Origin of the sequence: Xanthomonas campestris pv. asclepiadis, from assembly GCF_020784175.1 — a bacterium.
GTDB lineage: Bacteria > Pseudomonadota > Gammaproteobacteria > Xanthomonadales > Xanthomonadaceae > Xanthomonas > Xanthomonas campestris_D.
The window spans coordinates 2501-5633 of sequence record NZ_JAJGQM010000083.1 but is presented as its reverse complement, the minus strand read 5'-3'; the positions used below and the strand labels follow the sequence as shown (position 1 = coordinate 5633).

Annotated in this window: 2 rRNA genes (1 of these 2 only partly in view); both read right to left on the bottom strand. The window is 53.2% G+C overall.

The features are described 5' to 3' along the window. Positions 1–47: 47 nt before the first annotated feature. A 5S ribosomal RNA gene (gene rrf, locus LL972_RS21245) occupies positions 48–162 on the bottom strand. Positions 163–289: 127 nt separating this feature from the next. Then, a 23S ribosomal RNA gene (locus LL972_RS21240) occupies positions 290–3133 on the bottom strand (it continues 37 nt past the right edge of the window).

Genomic DNA, 3133 nt, shown 5'->3' with positions numbered 1-3133 from the left:
CAAAAAGAAACCCCCCATCCTGTTGGATGGAGGGTTTCGGGTAAAGCCCCTGGCGATGACCTACTCTCGCATGGCTTGAGCCACACTACCATCGGCGCAGCTGCGTTTCACTTCCGAGTTCGGGATGGGATCGGGTGGTTCCACAGCGCTAATTTCACCAGGGAGACGGTTGGAGCGTCGCCATCCAAGAAACGGATTAAGGCGCCCAGTCTCGCATAGTTAACTTGTGACGTAGCTTGCGTTTGGTGATCTACCAACGTTCGTTGGGACCAAGGCAACTTGAGGTTATATGGTCAAGCCGCACGGATCATTAGTATCAGTTAGCTCAATACATTACTGTACTTACACACCTGACCTATCAACCACATAGTCTATATGGTTCCTTTAGGGGGCTTGTGCCCCGGGAAGTCTCATCTTGAGGCGCGCTTCCCGCTTAGATGCTTTCAGCGGTTATCGCTTCCGAACATAGCTACCCGGCAATGCCACTGGCGTGACAACCGGAACACCAGAGGTTCGTCCACTCCGGTCCTCTCGTACTAGGAGCAGCCCCTCTCAAACTTCCAACGCCCATGGCAGATAGGGACCGAACTGTCTCACGACGTTCTGAACCCAGCTCGCGTACCACTTTAAATGGCGAACAGCCATACCCTTGGGACCGACTACAGCCCCAGGATGTGATGAGCCGACATCGAGGTGCCAAACACCGCCGTCGATATGAACTCTTGGGCGGTATCAGCCTGTTATCCCCGGAGTACCTTTTATCCGTTGAGCGATGGCCCTTCCATACAGAACCACCGGATCACTAAGACCTACTTTCGTACCTGCTTGATCCGTCGATCTTGCAGTCAAGCACGCTTATGCCTTTGCACACAGTGCGCGATGTCCGACCGCGCTGAGCGTACCTTCGTGCTCCTCCGTTACTCTTTAGGAGGAGACCGCCCCAGTCAAACTACCCACCATACACGGTCCCTGATCCGGATAACGGATCTAGGTTAGAACGTCAAGCACGACAGGGTGGTATTTCAAGGATGGCTCCACTGCAGCTAGCGCCACAGTTTCATAGCCTCCCACCTATCCTACACAGACGAACTCAACGTTCAGTGTAAAGCTATAGTAAAGGTTCACGGGGTCTTTCCGTCTTGCCACGGGAACGCTGCATCTTCACAGCGATTTCAATTTCACTGAGTCTCGGGTGGAGACAGCGCCGCTGTCGTTACGCCATTCGTGCAGGTCGGAACTTACCCGACAAGGAATTTCGCTACCTTAGGACCGTTATAGTTACGGCCGCCGTTTACTGGGGCTTCGATCAAGAGCTTCGCCTTGCGGCTGACCCCATCAATTAACCTTCCAGCACCGGGCAGGCGTCACACCCTATACGTCCACTTTCGTGTTTGCAGAGTGCTGTGTTTTTGATAAACAGTCGCAGCGGCCTGGTTTCTGCGACCCTCTTCAGCTATAGCTCGCATGAGCCACCAAAAAGGGTGCACCTTCTCCCGAAGTTACGGTGCCATGTTGCCTAGTTCCTTCACCCGAGTTCTCTCAAGCGCCTGAGAATTCTCATCCTACCCACCTGTGTCGGTTTACGGTACGGTCTTCGTGAGCTGAAGCTTAGGAGCTTTTCCTGGAAGCGTGGTATCAGTGACTTTGCCATAAAGGCTCGTCTCGGTGCTCGGTCTTAAAGGATCCCGGATTTGCCAAAGATCCAAACCTACCGCCTTTCCCCGGGACAACCAACGCCCGGTACACCTAACCTTCTCCGTCCCTCCATCGCACTCACGCGAGGTGCAGGAATATTAACCTGCTTCCCATCGACTACGGCTTTCGCCCTCGCCTTAGGGACCGACTAACCCTGCGTCGATTAACGTTGCGCAAGGAAACCTTGGGCTTTCGGCGTGCGGGCTTTTCACCCGCATTATCGTTACTCATGTCAGCATTCGCACTTCCGATACCTCCAGCAGACTTCTCAATCCACCTTCGCAGGCTTACGGAACGCTCCTCTACCGCGCATAAAACAAGTTTTATGCACCCCAAGCTTCGGTTCACTGCTTAGCCCCGTTAAATCTTCCGCGCAGACCGACTCGACCAGTGAGCTATTACGCTTTCTTTAAAGGGTGGCTGCTTCTAAGCCAACCTCCTGGCTGTCTATGCCTTTCCACATCGTTTTCCACTTAGCAGTGAATTTGGGACCTTAGCTGTGGGTCTGGGTTGTTTCCCTTTTCACGACGGACGTTAGCACCCGCCGTGTGTCTCCCGGATAGTACGTACTGGTATTCGGAGTTTGCAATGGTTTGGTAAGTCGCGATGACCCCCTAGCCATAACAGTGCTCTACCCCCAGTAGTATTCGTCCGAGGCGCTACCTAAATAGCTTTCGAGGAGAACCAGCTATCTCCGGGTTCGATTAGCTTTTCACTCCTAATCACAGCTCATCCCCGTCTTTTGCAACAGACGTGGGTTCGGGCCTCCAGTACCTGTTACGGCACCTTCACCCTGGCCATGACTAGATCACCCGGTTTCGGGTCTACTGCCCGCGACTATGCGCCCTTATCAGACTCGGTTTCCCTTCGCCTCCCCTATACGGTTAAGCTTGCCACGAACAGTAAGTCGCTGACCCATTATACAAAAGGTACGCAGTCACTCTTGCGAGCTCCTACTGCTTGTACGCACACGGTTTCAGGATCTATTTCACTCCCCTCTCCGGGGTTCTTTTCGCCTTTCCCTCACGGTACTGGTTCACTATCGGTCGGTCAGGAGTATTTAGCCTTGGAGGATGGTCCCCCCATATTCAGACAGGGTTTCACGTGCCCCGCCCTACTCGTCTTCACTGGAGTGGCCCTTTTAAATACAGGGCTATCACCTTCTATGGCCAATCTTTCCAGATTGTTTTTCTAAAGCCATTCCAGCTTAAGGGCTGCTCCCCGTTCGCTCGTCACTACTTAGGGAATCTCGGTTGATTTCTTTTCCTCCGGTTACTTAGATATTTCAGTTCACCGGGTTCGCTTCCAGCAGCTATGAATTCACTGCAGGATACTGCCGAAGCAGTGGGTTTCCCCATTCGGATATTGCCGGATCAAAGCTTGTTGCCAGCTCCCCGACACTTTTCGCAGGCTACCACGTCCTTCATCGCCTCTGACC